Annotated in this window: 1 protein-coding gene; it reads left to right on the plus strand. The window is 63.3% G+C overall.

The features are described from left to right. Positions 1-591, plus strand: a 591-nt coding sequence (locus A5704_RS09740; protein ID WP_156737650.1) for a condensation domain-containing protein, incomplete at both ends; no start/stop codon positions are given.

Raw genomic sequence — 591 nt, forward strand, 5'->3', positions numbered from 1 at the left:
TTTGATTTGTCGGTTGAGATTCCTTTGCGGGCAACGCTTTTCCGTGTGGGTTGCGATGAGCATGTGTTGGTGGCGGTGGCTCATCATATTGCCGCGGATGGGTGGTCGATTACGCCGTTGGTGCGTGATCTGGGGGTGGCTTATGGGAGTCGGTGTGCCGGTGGGGTGCCGGGGTGGGCGCCGTTGGCGGTGCAGTATGTGGATTACACGTTGTGGCAGCGGGCGCAGTTCGGGGACTTGGAGGATCCGGACAGCGCGATCACCGCTCAACTGACCTACTGGCTGGATGCGTTGGCGGGGATGCCGGAGCGCCTGGAGTTGCCGACGGATCGGGCGTATCCGTTGGTGGCTGATTATCGGGGTGCGCGGGTGGTGGTGGAGTGGCCGGCTGAGTTGCAGCGGCGGGTGCGGGCGCTGGCAAGTGAGCACAATGCGACCAGTTTCATGGTGGTGCAGGCCGCGTTGGCGGTGGTGTTGGGGAAGTTGGGGGCGACTTCGGATGTGGCGGTGGGCTTTCCGATCGCCGGGCGCCGTGATCCCGCGCTTGATGAGTTGGTCGGATTTTTCGTCAACACGCTGGTGTTGCGCACC

Origin of the sequence: Mycobacterium sp. E735, from assembly GCF_001666955.1 — a bacterium.
Taxonomy (GTDB): Bacteria; Actinomycetota; Actinomycetes; order Mycobacteriales; family Mycobacteriaceae; genus Mycobacterium.